This is a genomic window from Ruegeria sp. O6 (genome assembly GCF_056535045.1).
The window spans coordinates 98025-111570 of the sequence record NZ_JBQERM010000005.1 but is presented as its reverse complement, the minus strand read 5'-3'; the positions used below and the strand labels follow the sequence as shown (position 1 = coordinate 111570).

Annotated in this window: 17 protein-coding genes; 8 read left to right on the top strand and 9 right to left on the bottom strand. The window is 57.3% G+C overall.

Annotated features, from left to right (window positions below):
• Positions 1-2 precede the first annotated feature (2 nt).
• From ACR0DY_RS08755 to ACR0DY_RS08720, 8 genes are all read right to left on the bottom strand, one after another.
• Positions 3-386 (bottom strand): hypothetical protein, encoded by a 384-nt coding sequence (locus ACR0DY_RS08755; RefSeq protein ID WP_480539419.1) that lies wholly within the window; start codon positions 384-386, stop codon positions 3-5.
• Positions 383-1471: an EscU/YscU/HrcU family type III secretion system export apparatus switch protein gene (locus ACR0DY_RS08750; protein WP_480546235.1), complete on the bottom strand. Its 1089-nt coding sequence runs from the start codon at positions 1469-1471 to the stop codon at positions 383-385. The genes ACR0DY_RS08755 and ACR0DY_RS08750 overlap by 4 nt, the downstream gene beginning before the upstream one ends.
• On the bottom strand, positions 1468-2241 hold the full coding sequence (locus ACR0DY_RS08745) for a flagellar biosynthetic protein FliR (RefSeq protein ID WP_480483920.1): 774 nt from the start codon (positions 2239-2241) through the stop codon (positions 1468-1470). Before ACR0DY_RS08745 ends, ACR0DY_RS08750 begins: the two co-directional genes overlap by 4 nt.
• Complete coding sequence (flhA, locus tag ACR0DY_RS08740) at positions 2238-4265, bottom strand: flagellar biosynthesis protein FlhA (protein WP_480483965.1); 2028 nt, start codon at positions 4263-4265, stop codon at positions 2238-2240. The genes ACR0DY_RS08745 and flhA overlap by 4 nt, the downstream gene beginning before the upstream one ends.
• A 69-nt stretch (positions 4266-4334) precedes the next feature.
• The gene (locus ACR0DY_RS08735) at positions 4335-5033 is read right to left on the bottom strand and encodes a transglycosylase SLT domain-containing protein (protein WP_480483921.1); all 699 of its coding nucleotides are present in this window, start codon (positions 5031-5033) and stop codon (positions 4335-4337) included.
• 72 nt (positions 5034-5105) lie between these two features.
• Entirely contained in the window at positions 5106-5534 is a 429-nt protein-coding gene (locus tag ACR0DY_RS08730) for an Lrp/AsnC family transcriptional regulator (RefSeq protein WP_480474766.1), read from the bottom strand.
• A 52-nt stretch (positions 5535-5586) separates the two neighbouring features.
• Positions 5587-6906, bottom strand: coding sequence for an MFS transporter (locus tag ACR0DY_RS08725; RefSeq protein ID WP_480488131.1), 1320 nt, complete (start codon positions 6904-6906; stop codon positions 5587-5589).
• Positions 6907-6909: 3 nt separating this feature from the next.
• Entirely contained in the window at positions 6910-7167 is a 258-nt protein-coding gene (locus tag ACR0DY_RS08720; protein WP_480546232.1) for a metal-sensing transcriptional repressor, read from the bottom strand.
• A gap of 133 nt (positions 7168-7300) precedes the next feature.
• On the opposite strand from ACR0DY_RS08720, the gene ACR0DY_RS08715 reads away from it, so the two are divergent.
• The 7 genes from ACR0DY_RS08715 (at position 7301) to ACR0DY_RS08685 (ending at position 12082) form a co-directional block, all read left to right on the top strand.
• Positions 7301-7915, top strand: a complete 615-nt coding sequence (locus ACR0DY_RS08715; RefSeq protein WP_480546230.1) for a ribonuclease D — start codon at positions 7301-7303, stop codon at positions 7913-7915.
• Complete coding sequence (locus ACR0DY_RS08710) at positions 7912-8880, top strand: KpsF/GutQ family sugar-phosphate isomerase (protein ID WP_480483924.1); 969 nt, start codon at positions 7912-7914, stop codon at positions 8878-8880. The genes ACR0DY_RS08715 and ACR0DY_RS08710 overlap by 4 nt, the downstream gene beginning before the upstream one ends.
• An 11-nt stretch (positions 8881-8891) precedes the next feature.
• Entirely contained in the window at positions 8892-9491 is a 600-nt protein-coding gene (gene lptC, locus ACR0DY_RS08705) for an LPS export ABC transporter periplasmic protein LptC (RefSeq protein ID WP_267363092.1), read from the top strand.
• Positions 9492-9494: 3 nt separating this feature from the next.
• Positions 9495-9986 (top strand): LptA/OstA family protein, encoded by a 492-nt coding sequence (locus ACR0DY_RS08700; protein ID WP_480483925.1) that lies wholly within the window; start codon positions 9495-9497, stop codon positions 9984-9986.
• On the top strand, positions 9986-10744 hold the full coding sequence (lptB, locus tag ACR0DY_RS08695) for an LPS export ABC transporter ATP-binding protein (RefSeq protein WP_480474775.1): 759 nt from the start codon (positions 9986-9988) through the stop codon (positions 10742-10744). Before ACR0DY_RS08700 ends, lptB begins: the two co-directional genes overlap by 1 nt.
• A 252-nt stretch (positions 10745-10996) precedes the next feature.
• Complete coding sequence (hpf, locus tag ACR0DY_RS08690; RefSeq protein WP_480483926.1) at positions 10997-11560, top strand: ribosome hibernation-promoting factor, HPF/YfiA family; 564 nt, start codon at positions 10997-10999, stop codon at positions 11558-11560.
• 57 nt (positions 11561-11617) lie between these two features.
• Positions 11618-12082, top strand: coding sequence for a PTS sugar transporter subunit IIA (locus ACR0DY_RS08685; RefSeq protein WP_267363095.1), 465 nt, complete (start codon positions 11618-11620; stop codon positions 12080-12082).
• A 54-nt stretch (positions 12083-12136) separates the two neighbouring features.
• Here the strand turns inward: ACR0DY_RS08685 and dalA are convergent, their stop codons facing one another.
• Positions 12137-12652, bottom strand: a complete 516-nt coding sequence (dalA, locus tag ACR0DY_RS08680) for a divisome-associated lipoprotein DalA (RefSeq protein ID WP_267363096.1) — start codon at positions 12650-12652, stop codon at positions 12137-12139.
• A gap of 169 nt (positions 12653-12821) precedes the next feature.
• Between dalA and ACR0DY_RS08675 the strand changes: the two genes are divergently transcribed.
• Positions 12822-13421 (top strand): L,D-transpeptidase, encoded by a 600-nt coding sequence (locus ACR0DY_RS08675; RefSeq protein WP_267363097.1) that lies wholly within the window; start codon positions 12822-12824, stop codon positions 13419-13421.
• Positions 13422-13546 lie beyond the last annotated feature (125 nt).

The window sequence follows — 13546 nt, the reverse complement described above, 5'->3', positions numbered from 1 at the left end:
CATTAACGGGTTTGCTTTCGGGCAACGGCCTGCCGATGGCTTTTCAGCTGCTGCTCCCGCAGGGTTGCGACGGCTTGTTTGCGGCCAAACGCAATTCTGAGCGACTCCAGACCGGCCAGTTTCTGAGCGCGCGTTTGGGCAAGTCGCATGTTCAACGCGCGGCGCGTGGCAGATTCCCAGCCATTCCAAAGAATGTCGGCCCCGGATATCTGATATCCTTCTGTCCAACCGCTGGCTTTGCGCACCTGGTCAAGCTGATGATCCAGTTTCGCCAATTGGTTCTGAATTCTGGCCTCGGCCTCGAGGATTGGGCGGAGTGTCTGAAATTGCTTCTGGAAAGCGACGTCGGCTATTTTGTCCAGCCCGCTTAACTGAGTGTCCTTCATCGGATCTGCTCCTTTGCACGTTTCCGCATCGCTTCGGCGAACCTGATTGCAGCGGCAACGGGGCGAAAATGTTCTTCGGAGATCTCCTGCCCGATGTCGACAGTTGCGTGAAGCGCACGCGCCGTCGGAGGATCCGAGCGGATCGGAACGCCGGCCTGAGCCGCAGCAGAACGGATGGAAGCGGCTACTGCATCCACACCTTTGGCAACACAAACAGGTGCGCTGCCAGTAGCCCTGGTCCATTTCAGTGCAACAGCAAAATGGGTGGGGTTTACGATAACAACATCCGCGCCCGGAACATCTGCCATCATCTGGCTCGAGGCGATCTCCTGTGCACGTTGACGGCGGTGTTGCTTTACATACGGGTCGCCTTCGGCGTCCTTAGTTTCATCCTGGATCTCTTTGCGCGACATGCGGTTCTTGCGCATGTGCTCGGCGTATTGCCACAGAAAGTCGATAACGCCGATGCCGAGTGCGATGGCAACCACAATGAACAGGAAGCGAAACAACAGGTTCATCATCAGCAGTATGGATGACTTTGCCGGGGCCGCGCTGGCAGACAGAATTTCGGCCAGATTCGACTTGATGAAAAGTGCGAGGCACAGGCTGTAAATCGCCAGTTTGGTTGCACTCTTGGCGAACTCGAACAAGCCACCGCGCCCGAACTTGTTTTTGGCATTCGAAACAAGGGAAATCCGCGAAAGCTTTGGTTTCAGTTTGCTGGGGGCGAACACCAGCGTGCGTTGGGCAATCAGGTTTAGCAGAACGGCCACCGCGGGCAGGCAGAAAAGCACGGCAATGGGTGGTAACGCGCCATTCAGAATTCCGGCAACCGTCGCTGTCGCAGGTCCCATGTTCAGAAGGTTCGCGATCTGGTCGGATTGGTCGATCAGGACCATGAACAGAGTTCCCAATTGCGCGACCGCGTACTGCCCTGCCGCCAACAATGCGATCAGCAGTCCGGTATATGCCGCAACAACCGACAAGTCGTTGGACTTGGGAACTTCACCCTTTTCACGGGCTTTTTGGAGCTTTTGCGGCGTCGGCTCGTATGACTTGTCGCTGTCGTCATCGGCACCGCTCATCGCTGGCCTCCGATCGGGTTCATGAAGAAGGCAATCAGCGCGTCAGACCAAACAGAGAGGATCAATGGTGCGCCCGTAAACAGCAGAAACAGCCCGGCAAACGTTATTGCTGGCGCGCCCACGAAGGCGACCATCAATTGCGGCATGGCCCGGTTGATAACCCCAAGTGCAAGATTGTAGATCAACGAGGCGATGACGAATGGCGTTGCCAGCGAGAAGGCCAACCCAAAGCTGCGTGAGATTTGTCGCACTCCCCAATGGGACAAATCTGCCGAGCTTGGCACCAACCCCATGGGGAATAGGGCATAACTCTGGATCAGGAATTGCGCGGCCCGTACGTGCAAGCCCATGATGACGGCAAGCGTTAGCCCCGCGATCGTTAGCAGGTATCCCATTGCCGGAACAGGATCAGTGGCCGCCGCACCCAGCAATTGCGACAATGACGTGGATTGCGCGGCAATGGATCCGGCGGTTTGCAGCGCCAAAACAAACAGCCGCAGCCCGGTTCCAAGCGCCAGCCCAATCAGGATTTCTGTCCCAACCAACCGCCCCAGCGTCCACAGGTTGAGAGACAGGTCCAAAGGTTGGGTTGCCGGAAAAATGATCAGGGTAAAGGCGACGGATATCCCCAGTTTCATCCGTGTTGGAATGCTGCGCTCGCCGAAAGCAGGCAGCAGCGAAACCAAAGCAGAGACGCGCAGAAAAACCGCGAAGGCCTGCCAGAGCGGTTCGACCAGCTGCGTCAACAATTCTGGCGGCAGAGCGATCACGCGGGAACAGTTCCTACCAGCGCGGGTTTGGCTTCCAACCCGATTTCCTCAAAAGAAAGGACCGGGTTTGGAACACCGCGCGCATGCATGATCGTACGCAACAACCGGCGTCGCCGGGTCGAGGTCACGACAGCAGGAAACAAACCGTTATCAGCAGATCTGGCGATACAGCTGACCATGCCGTCGGCCAGCTTGTTAAACAGGTTCGGCGGTAGCGCGACATCCAGTCCGGCGCTGGGCGCGTCGACCTGATAGGTGGTGAACGTTTCCTCCCACTCGGGGGCCAGTTGGATCAGCGGGATCGAGCCATCCTCACGCTTCATATCGGCGACCAGTTGAAATCCGAGACGCTGGCGTACCAATTCGCAGATGCCTTCAGGCTGGGTGGTTGTCAGCCGTGCTTCGGCAACGCTTTCAAGGATCAGGGCCATGTTCCGGATCGAAACCCGTTCCTCCAGAAGCAGTCGCAGAACGGCGTGCAATGTGTCCATTGGCACTTTGTCGGGGATCAATTCATCCAGCAACTTGCGGTTTGCCTCAGCCCGAACTGGGTCGCTCAGGCGGGTCATTTCGGTCAGCAGGCGGCGCAGGGATTTCAACGTCAGCAAGCGCGAGAAGTTCTGCTTGATAATCTCTAGCAGATGCGTGGCCAGGATCTCGGGCGGTGAGACGATAGTGGCCCCGTTCAGCGCTGCGTCCTCCTGATGTTTGGGCAGGATCCAGCGGGCAGGCGCGCCGTAAACCGGCTCGGTCACGTCATTGCCTTCGGGCAACAGATCGAACCCGTCCTGAACCAGAGCCAGAACCAGATCGGGGTTCAGAACGCCGCGCGCCTGTTCGACCCCCTGAACCTTGATCACATAGGTTCCGGTTGGCAGGTCGGCTCGATCAGTCAGGCGAATTTCGGGCAGGATCAATCCGAAGGTAGACGCCACGTAGTTGCGCATATTGGCGATGCGGGCATCCAACCCGGTTCCGGGATTCAAAACCAAGCTTACCAGATCGGGTGCGAATTCAAGGTGCACGTCATCCAAGTCCAGAATATCACCAATAGCCTGCGAGACCGACACCTCGGTTTCGGTCGCCTGCGAATGCAATGACGGGTCTGTTTCTTTCTGCTTTTTCCGAACTCTGTAGGCCGCATAACCAAGTACAGCTGCACCGAGGATGAACGGCAGGAAAGGCAGGCCGGGCACCAGCGCAAACAGAACCATAAGAACCGCCACGGTAGACAGCGCAGCCGGATGCCGCCCGAGTTGGGAGAAAATGGCATTGTCGGTGGCACCCTGTGTTCCGCCGCGCGCCAGCAGCAATGCAGAGGCAATCGAGATGATAACCGCAGGGATTTGCGAGACCAGACCATCACCGACGGTCAGGATTGCATAAGTCTCGAACGCGAAAGCCACCGGCATTCCGTGCACGATCACCCCCATGACCAAACCCATAACAAGGTTCAAAAGAGTGATCAGAAGGCCGGCAACGGCATCACCTTTGACAAATTTCGACGCACCGTCGAGCGAGCCGAAGAATGTCGTTTCCTGCTGTTCGCGTTCTCGCCGTTCCTTGGCTTGCTGATGGTCGATGGCCCCGGCTGACATGTCGCTGTCGATGGCAAGCTGCTTGCCCGGCATCCCGTCCAAGGCAAAGCGCGCGCCGACCTCGGCCATACGGGCGGCCCCTTTGGTGATGACCATGAAATTCACGATCAGCAGTACGCCGAAAACCACAAGACCCAGAAAGATGCTGCCGCCCATGACGAAATTGGCGAACCCTTCAATCACGTCACCAGCTGCGTTGGGTCCAGTATGCCCCTGACCGATGATCAGTTTGGTCGACGAGACGTTCAGCGACAGGCGCAGCATCAGCGATGCCAGCAGGATCGTTGGGAAGGACGAGAAATCCAGCGGACGTTCGATGAACAGCGTCAGAGTGAAAATCAGGATGGCCAGCGCGAAAGAGGCGGCTAGCCCCACATCCAGCACCCAGGCAGGCATGGGCAGGATCATCATGACGATGACGGTCATCAGCGCCAGCGCCAGCAGGACAGTGGGTGAAAACAGGGACCGGATGTCAAACTGGGGCACGAAGGTTTCCTAATTGAAAGGGATGAAGGCAGTAACTGTGTCGTTGGTCGGCACCAGAGAGCCCAGGGCAGTGGTGGCGGGTGCGGCCACTAGCATCGGAATCAAGGGCGTTCCGGCCCTTGTGAACGGATCGGGTGACTTGCCAGAAAACCCGTGCGAGGGCGGGTTGTCCAATTGAGCCATCACTGTCTGGAACCGACCACGATAAGCTTCGGCCAGAGCATTCGTTCGGGAATGATACGCCCCGGCCGCAGCCGGCCACGAACCAAGCTCGAAATAAAGGTCTTTCAGGAAGCGGGCGGCGTAGGTTGCGTTCGCATCCGGATCAAACATCGCATCGATCGAGCGGAAGGCCTTGCCATGCCAGCGATAATTGACCTGGAAACACCCGACGTCAAAGCTGCGAGAGCCTGCTTTGAAAATTTTGAAAACATAGGCCTTGGCCTCGGCCTCGGACTTGAACCAATACCCCTGACCTTCGGCATTTATGGCCCAAGGCCAGGGCTGCAACTGCCCGTCTATCTGTCGGCCGGTTTCGACGCGAGTTATGGCGCGCAGCACGTCCAGCGGAACATCTTCGGACAGTGCCGCACGGTGCGCGGCCTGATCACAAAGCCCGCCTGTCGGTGCTGCGTGCGTAGCAGAACCCGCCTGCGCCAACAGCACAAGCAGTATCATGAAAGCAATCGGTATTCTGCGAATTGGCATTCTGCCGGTCCGGGATTCTGGTGTTCCCGGCCAAGCTAGCCGCCGATCGGTTTACAGAGGGTTATCGCAGCCTCAGTTTCGGTCGATCCTGCGCCCGAAAACAACGCTTGTATTGGTGCGCAGGACGCCGGGGATCTTCGCCAGATCGTCCACCAGAATGTCCAGATCCTCCAGCCTCGGGGCATCTGCGGTCAGCATCAGATCGAATTCGCCGTTGATCGACAGGCACAGTTTGACCTCGGGATAGGCCTCGAGCCGTTTAAGGATCCGGTTGGTTTCCTTCTGCTGCACTTCCAGCATGACGATGACCTGCACTTTGGGCGTGTCTTCTGTGGACCCAAGGCGCACGGTGTATCCCGTGATTACGCCGCGATGCTCCAGCCGACTGATCCGTTCATGCACAGTTGTGCGGGCCACACCCAGCGAGGCCGCGATCTGCGTGGTCGAGGCACGCGCATTGGCTTGCAGGGCGGCGATGATACGGCGGTCTAGCTGGTCCATTGGGGCTCCGGTTTGCGGTAAGTCCGGGTTTAGATCAGATTGACGCCCTTTCTCAAGGCTCACGCGGTATGCGTGGGTGCAGGTCGTCGATTATGATCGGGTGCGCGTGCGGGCCCGCCCCGGCCAGATGCGGATGATCGGCTGGCAGATCGGGGTGAGTGTGAACAACCGGTTCCTGATCGTCACGCGGCCAAAGGCTGACTGCCACAATCACGCCTGCCACGGACAGAATGGACATACTGCCGAGCGCAACAGTCGGCCCATAGACGGTCATTATCCATCCAGCCAGCGGATACAGCACCAACCAGCAACCGTGTGACAGAGTAAACTGTGCGGCAAAGACAGCTGGGCGGTCTTCGGGATGGGCCGAACGGGTCAACAAACGACCCGAAGGCGTAAGGGTTGTAGAATACCCAAAGCCAGTAAAAGCCCAAAAAACGGCAAGGACACCCAGCGTAAGCGGGATCGTCGCGGTCAGAACCGAGGCGACGGCCATAGCGCCCGACGCAAGAATGGCTCCGGACAGCATAACCTTGCGATCCTCGATCCGATCCAGCAGTCGGGGCAGAGTAAACGCCGCCAGCATCGACCCGCCGCCAAATCCGGCCAGTGCAATGGCCACGGCGCTTTCTGACAGGCCAAGGGTGGCCCGCACGATGACCACTGTGTTGACGATTACCATCGAACTCAGCGCTGCGGCGCTCCAATTAAGCGCAAGCAGCCCCCTCAGCCGGGGCGTTTTCAGGTAGATGCGAATTCCGCGTGTCGTGCGGTCATAGATTCCGCGTGGTTTGCTGGGCTTGGGCGAGGGCAGGACGACCGAGACCACCAGCAATGCCGAGGCAACAAACCCCAGCGCTGTGCCCCAGAACAGGCTGTTGAAGCTGACCAGCAACAGAAGTGCCGCGGCAAACATCGGGCTCAGCAGGCTTTCCATGTCGTAGGCAAGACGTGACAGTGACAAAGCGCGGGTATACTCGTTTTCGTCCGGCAAGACGTCCGGGATCGTTGCCTGAAAAGCAGGCGTAAAGCCTGCCGAGGCGGATTGTAGCACGAAGATCAGCACATAGATTTGCCAGACCTCGGTCACGAAAGGCAGGCATACCGCGACTGCGGCGCGGATCAGGTCCAGAAGAACCAGCATCTTCCGACGGTCAAGCCGTTCAGCAAATGCAGCGGCTAGGGGGGCCACGGTGACATAGGCCACCATCTTGATCGTTAGCGCGGTGCCCAGCACAAGGCCAGCAGCGTCTCCGGCCAGATCAAAGGCCAGCAGCCCAAGCGCGACTGTGGCCAGCCCGGTTCCGGTCAGGGCGACGATCTGGGCAGCAAACAGGTGGCGGTAGGTCCGGTTTTTTAGAATGCTCAGCATGGTTCAGAGGTATTTCGTAATGGCTTTGAAATCCTCGATCCCGCCGCTATCGCCATCGGAAGACAGGCAATGGTCGATGTGATCATGGATCAAGGCGCGCTTGGCGTTGGTGACCGCTTTTTCAACGGCAAACAGCTGTTGGGCGATGTCAGAACAGGGCGCCTGACCTTCAAGCATGGCAATGACCTTTGCCAGATGCCCGTGGGCCCGTTTCAGCCTTGCCGTGATATGCGGATGCGACTCGCGGGGTACATTTGTCATGATGTATCCCTATCCCCCCCATGAGGATATTGTCAATCTTGTTGCGGGGATTTGCCCGTGACTTTTGGACGGCGTTGAGTTTATGGACCAAACCGCCTATCTCGGAGGCGATACCGCACAAAGGAATAGTCGGGTGGCGAACCATTTGTACAAAAACGACCTGCCGGACGGGCTGGATCTGGGCCCTGTTGTGGCTATTGACTGTGAAACCATGGGTCTGAACCCACATCGGGACCGCTTGTGCGTGATTCAGATGTCGGGTGGTGACGGCAACAGCCATATCGTGCAGGTGGAAAAAGGCCAGACTGAGGCGCCGAACCTATGTGCCCTGCTGGAAAACCCTGACATTCTGAAGCTGTTCCATTTCGGGCGCTTCGACATCGCCGCCATGTACCATACATTTGGTGCTCTGGCCGCGCCGGTCTATTGCACCAAGATCGCCAGCCGCCTGGTGCGGACCTATACGGACCGGCATGGGCTCAAGAACCTGTGCCAGGAACTCATCAGTGTCGATATTTCCAAACAGCAACAAATGAGCGACTGGGGCGCAGTCTCACTTACGGACGCTCAATTGGATTATGCTGCGTCTGACGTTCTTTATCTGCATCAGCTGCGCGATGCGCTAAACATTCGGCTGGCTCGCGAGGACCGGACTGAAATGGCGCAGGCCTGTTTTGACTTCCTGCCGATGCGTGCGAAACTGGACCTCGCCGGTTGGCCCGAAACGGATATCTTTGCGCACTCATGACCGATACCGAAGCATTCCTGAAAACCGCCCGTCAGGTGGTGACTGACGAAGCCCGCGCGCTGGACGTACTTGCCGACAGTCTGGACGCGCATTTTGCTGAAGCCGTGCAGCTGATCCTTCAGGCCACCGGGCGCATCATAATCAGCGGCATCGGCAAGTCAGGCCACATAGGTCACAAGATTGCGGCCACGCTGGCCAGCACCGGAACGCCTGCCTATTTCGTGCATCCGGCCGAGGCCAGCCATGGTGATCTTGGCATGGTCTCCAAGGGTGATGTGGTTCTGGCGATTTCGAATTCGGGCGAGGCACCGGAACTTGCCAATCTGCTGGCCTTTACGCGCCGCTTTGGCATTCGGCTGATTGGATTGTCCAGCAAACCTGACAGCACATTGATGAAACAGGCCGACGTACATCTTCTGATCCCGTCGATGGGCGAGGCCTGCGGTTTTGGTATGGTGCCGTCGATCTCCACAACGCTGACCCTTGCCATGGGGGATGCACTGGCGATTGCCCTCATGAAATACCGCGATTTCCGGCCCGAGGATTTCCGTGCCTTCCATCCCGGTGGCAAACTGGGCGCTCGGCTGAGCACAGTACAGGATCTGATGCATGTCGGAGAGGCCCTGCCTCTGGTTGCGGCACATACTCCGATGAGCGATGCGCTGATCGAAATCAGCCAGAAGGGGTTTGGTGTTGCTGGCGTAACAGACCCGCAGGGTCAATTGGCAGGGATCATTACAGACGGTGACTTGCGGCGCCACATGGATGGGCTGCTGAACAAAACGACCGAGCAGGTCATGACCCCCAACCCCACAACCATATCCCCGGGTGCGTTGGCGGAAGAAGCGGTAGCAATCATGAATGACCGTAAGATCACCTCGCTCTTCGTGGTTGACGAGGCGACATCAGGTCAGGCTTTGGGGCTGCTTCACATCCACGATTGCCTGCGCGTCGGTCTGGGCTGAGGGAGGCTGAAGTGGACAGATATTCCCGCATGGTGCAGTTCCTGAAGGTGCTGTTGCCGCTTGCGGCTATTGTGATGTTGTCCACGGTATTCCTGCTGTCCCGCAGCATCGAAACAAACGTTTCCGTGCCTTTCGCGCAGAAAGACATTGATGAGAGACTGGCACAACAGGTGGTAACGCGGCCGGATTACCGCGGAACGACCCGCAAGGGAGAGACCGTGCATATCGAGGCGGTGCAAGCCACGCAGGGCACCGAGGCGTCGGTTCCGACCGCGTCCGAGTTTCGCGGCCGATTTGGGCTGCTCAATGGCGGCACAATTACGCTGGATTCGAATTCCGGCCTGATCCGTCCGGATAGTGGAACAGCTACCTTTGTTGGTGACGTGGTCATCACCACGGCGGATGGGCTCAAGGTTACGACGGATCTGCTCAATACCTCGTTGGACGAAGTCCGGGGCGATACGCCGGGGCAGGTGAACGGAACCGGTCCGATCGGTAACTTTTCCGCGGGGCGTATGACCTTTGGCACTGAAAAAACGGACGGGCCGGTCCATATTGTTTTTACAGATGGTGTGAAGCTGGTATACGAGCCTGAAAAAGCAGAAAGATAACTTGTGTTCGATTTTCGATTTGTTCCTTTGTGCCTCGCCTTGATCGCGGGCGCCGCGCCCGTGACTGCGCAAGAGGCGCAGGTGGCTTTTGGGTCCGCGAATGCCGATCCGAGCCTGCCGGTCGAGGTGACATCGGAAACCCTGAACGTCAATCAAGAGGACGGATCGGCCGAGTTCATCGGGAATGTCATCGTCGTACAGGGTGAAATGCGCCTGACAGCCGAACGCGTGCTGGTTATCTACAATCAGGAACGCTCGGCGATCGAGCGAATGGAGGCGACCGAGAATGTGGTTCTGGTCAGCCCGCCGGATGCAGCGGAAGGCGACTGGGCTGAATACAAGATCGGCTCGGGTGAGATTGTCATGAAGGGCAATGTCCTGCTGACACAGGGCCCCAGCATCATCAGTGGCGATCAGATGAACGCCAACCTGACATCGGGCACTGCGACAATGACCGGGCGGGTCAAAACGATCTTGCAGCAGGGAAACAACTGATGGCGCGTCCCGACCTGAAACTGACCGAGGGCAGTTCCGGGCTGCGCATCGAGAAGCTGCGGAAGTCCTACAAAAAAAAGACGGTGATCCGCGATGTTTCGATGACGTTGGGCCGGTCCGAAGTGGTGGCGCTGCTGGGGCCGAACGGGTCTGGTAAAACCACAACGTTCTATTCAGTTGCGGGCCTTGTGTTCCCAGAGGCGGGAAAAGTCACGATAGACGGCCAGAATGTGACTACGTTGCCGATGTACCGGCGGGCACGGATGGGGATCGGCTATTTGCCGCAGGAGATGTCGATCTTTCGCGGCATGAGCGTCGAGGACAACATTGCTGCCGTTCTGGATATCACGGTCTCTCATGCGCATAAGCGCAAAGAGCGTTTGGAAGAGCTGTTGTCTGACTTCTCGATCGAACACTTGCGCCGGGCCCCGGCTCTGGCGTTGTCAGGCGGCGAGCGCCGCCGTGTTGAGATCGCGCGCTGTTTGGCCGCAGACCCCAAATACCTGCTGCTGGATGAACCGTTTGCAGGCGTTGACCCGATCAGTGTTGGGGATATTCGCCATCTGGTCGCGGATTTGAAAAAACGCGGTATTGGTGTGCTGATCACCGATCACAACGTCCGGGAAACGCTGGAAATTGTCGACCGGGCCTATATCCTGCATGACGGTCAGGTTTTGATGTCCGGCACACCTGATGAGGTTGTCGAAAACGAGAATGTGCGCCGCGTCTATCTGGGCGAGAATTTCCGCATTTCATAACCTTGCGCGGAGTTGTGCCAATTGCATGGCGGAAATCGCGTATATACACATCTGTTTTGATTGACTCTTCCCTCGTCTCTTGCCTCAATTGGCTTATGGCATTTACCCGGTTCCAGTCTGGATCTCGATGTCCCTTCTTCGAAGGGCTGGAAACAAGGCAACCGCGGAAAATGTCTCTACCCCCCACCCGATAAAAACAAGCTCGCCGCGTTTCGCGGCGTCAGAATGGGTGTGAATTGTGAAGGAGATCACATGCGTTACCAAATCAGCGGAAAACAGATCGACATCGGTGCGGCGTTGCAGACACACGTGCAGACCGAACTGAATGAGGTCGTGGGCAAGTATGCGCAGCGGCCTACGGATGCCAACGTCGTCTTTTCCCGTTCGGCGCATGAATATGTATGCGAAACAACGGTGCACCTGTCCACTGGCCTGACGGCGCAGGCCAAGGCCCATGCAACCGAGATCTACGCGGCATTTGAGGCATGCTGTGATAAAATGGAAAAACAGTTGCGTCGTTACAAGCGCCGCCTGAAGGACCACCACAAGGATCGGGCCGAACCGGTTGAACTCTTTGGGGCGTCCTCTTATATCCTCGCTTCTAATGAATCGGAGTCGGTCGAAGAACCCGAATCGCTTCAGCCAATGATTGTGGCTGAGATGGAAACAAAAATCCCATCTTTGAGCGTTGGAGAGGCCGTTATGCAAATGGAACTTGCCGGTGCGCCAGTACTGGTGTTCAGAAATGAAAACAAGGACGGATTGAATGTCGTTTATCGTCGCGAAGACGGTAATATCGGCTGGATTGATCCGTAACAGGCAAGGATACGGGGCTGCACCCGCTGATGCGGGTGCGTGCCATGGAGCGTGATCATGGAGCTTTCGAGCATACTGAAGCCTGAAGCGGTGCGTGTATTGTCCGCGGCTTCCAGCAAGAAGCGGCTGTTTCAGGAAATCGGTGACGTCGCCGCGGCGACGCTGGGCATCGATCCTCAGGAAGCAGTTGATTTCCTGCTGGAGCGGGAAAGCCTTGGACCGACCGGTGTCGGCCATGGTGTGGCGCTGCCGCATGCGCGCCTGCCCGATCTTGATTCGGTTTCAGGTGTTTTTGTCATGCTTGAGAAGCCCATCGATTTCGGTTCAGTTGATCGCCAGCCTGTGGACATCGCCTTCGCGCTGTTTGCACCGGAAGAGGCGGGTGTTGATCACCTCAAAGCTCTGGCGCTGGTGTCTCGCACATTGCGGGATACTTCGGTTTGCACCAAGCTCCGGGCGAACCCTGATCCGGTAAAGCTCTATGCGATCCTGACTGAGGCGCAGTCTATGCAAGCCGCCTGATTAACAAAAAAAGCCCCCGAAAACCGGGGGCTTTTTTCTTTTCATTTGACCGGATCAACCACCGGTTCCCATTTCCAGCGTCCACCAGATTTTACCACCGCCTTCCTGATGCCAGGCGAATCCCATTTGGGTGGCTTTGGCGTCCATGATGACAGACCTTGGTCCAGGTTCCTGCATCCATGCGGCAAGTGTTTCCGTCTCGGTCTCGTAGGTTTCGGAAATGGCTTCCCCAAGGAACGTTCCGAAATAGCCGACACGCGCTGCCCGGTCGATTGGTGATGAACCGTCTGACCCAAAATGCCAGGGCCGGTTCTGCCGCGACATATCCTTCGAATGTGTCGCTGCCGCTGCGTTCAGCTGCGCGTTCAGCTGTACGGGCTGCAACCCCTGAGCCTGACGCAAAGCATTGACCGAATCAAGCATGCGGAACTGCAGCTTTTCCGGATTGCCGCGGATCTTGTACACGGTCGGCAATGGGCGACCATCAGATCCCAGAGTGGTTGAGCCAGTGTTGGTACATGCCGCAAGTGCGACAAAGCAAATCAACAGTAAAGAAACGATGCGCGTCATGTTCGACCTGATTATTGTATCTCAACAGGGCATAGCGCGCCTGCTTGTTCTGAGCAAACGCGCAATGGCCACAACTTGCGTGATTCTGCCGGTTTGGTTTGCGACTGAAGCATTCTGGCAATAGAATGCCTCTGATTTCAGACCTCACCTAAACACAGGACCCGTCGTCATGGTCAAGAAGCGCATTCATTCGCCCACCCGCAGGGGGTTTCTGGCAGGGGCTACCGCCACTCTGGCTACACCGGCACTGGCGCAATATATCCCGGGCGACCCGCTGCGCCCTGCACCCGAAACCGAACCGGCGGTTCGCCGCAACGTATCCGGGTTCCGGGCATTGGATTGGCAACCGTATTTCTCGAACACCAGAAATGGCGCCATATTGGTCGACACCGTCTCAAGAGCGCTGCATTACTGGTCGGATGACCAAACAGTCTATAAATTGTACCCGTCGTCGGTTCCGCTGACCGAAGAACTCACCCGGCGCGGGCGCACCAGTGTGATCCGCAAGGTCGAAGGCCCAAGCTGGTCTCCGACGCCGTCGATGAAGAAGAGAAATCCGGAATGGCCGGACTACATTCCTCCGGGTCCTGATAACCCATTGGGAACACACGCTTTATACCTGAGCTGGAAGTATTATCGCATTCACGGGACGCACGATACACGCAAAATCGGCCGCAGATCTTCGAACGGCTGCATCGGCCTTTTCAACGAAGACATCGCCGAGCTGTTTTCGATGGCGAAGGTTGGCACGCAAGTGTTGCTAATTTGACGACATTTTCGTGTACGAACCCGCTCACCGGTCAAGTTGCAATTGCATTCCCGCTCTAATGCTGATTAGAAAAAACTACGAGGTAAGTCTTAGATGTGCGGCTCTGGATATTGGAGCCGTGCAAA